We start from the raw sequence: 876 nt of genomic DNA, 5'->3' as shown, positions 1-876 counted from the left end.
ACTCTGCAACCTATTCAACTTATCCACAAAATTAAAAAAAGGACAAACAACCATGCAAAAACGTATTGATGAAATCCAAAGAAAATACCGCGAATGGTGTCATCTACTACCGCAATTGGAAGAAGACATCCGGCGTTGGAAACATGCCGTCGCTTTGATTCGCGATATGGACAATTTTTATACCCATGAGTATCAGGCGTGCCATCAAGCCATTGAGGACGGGGCAGAACTGGATTTGAGTACGGAAGGCGAATACAGCATTATGAGTGAAGATGCGTTATGGAACGCGCTGGGCGAATTCCATCAATTGGCATGGCTATATTTGCGCTCCAGCATCGATGCCTTAGACAGATACACACAAGAAGATTTATGAGAGAAGAGGTCGTCTGAAATACCATCACAAAGCATTTCAGACGATCTTTTCATTCAAAAGGCTTTTCTGTATTTACTTCAATTTGCCGTGTATTCTTCCAAGCCGAAATACAGGCCTCATAATTTGCCAACGACAAACTTACCGTCAATCGACAATCCAACTGTAAATCCTGTTCCAATATATCCGCCTGATATTGTTTAGCGATGCGTATTGCTTCGTTCAAAAACGGATATTCACATTTCAGCCAAACGGTTTTTTCAATATTCTTTTCAACCACTTCCGCAACTGCCAACGCTTGAGCCGTTGCCTCTTTATACGCATGTATCAGACCGGGAACACCCAATAAAGTACCGCCGAAATAGCGGACGACCACGACCAAAACATCGGTTACGCCCACCGAATCAATCTGCCCTAAAATCGGCCGACCCACACTTCCTGACGGTTCTCCATCATCGTTGGCACGGAATTGCGTACCATCCACACCCAGACGATAGGCATAGCAC

General features: G+C 44.4%; 2 protein-coding genes. One reads left to right on the top strand and one right to left on the bottom strand.

Annotated features, from left to right (window positions below):
- Positions 1-52: 52 nt before the first annotated feature.
- On the top strand, positions 53-373 hold the full coding sequence (locus ACTHUR_RS12710) for a DUF4298 domain-containing protein (RefSeq protein WP_003779629.1): 321 nt from the start codon (positions 53-55) through the stop codon (positions 371-373).
- 49 nt (positions 374-422) lie between these two features.
- Here ACTHUR_RS12710 and ACTHUR_RS12705 read toward each other — a convergent pair.
- Positions 423-876 (bottom strand): IMPACT family protein (locus tag ACTHUR_RS12705; protein ID WP_440398847.1); only part of this gene is annotated, 454 nt, incomplete at its 5' end.

Source organism: Neisseria sp. P0021.S007 (assembly GCF_051956855.1).
Note: the sequence above shows the minus strand (reverse complement) of the source record. Positions and strands in the feature narration are given on the sequence as shown.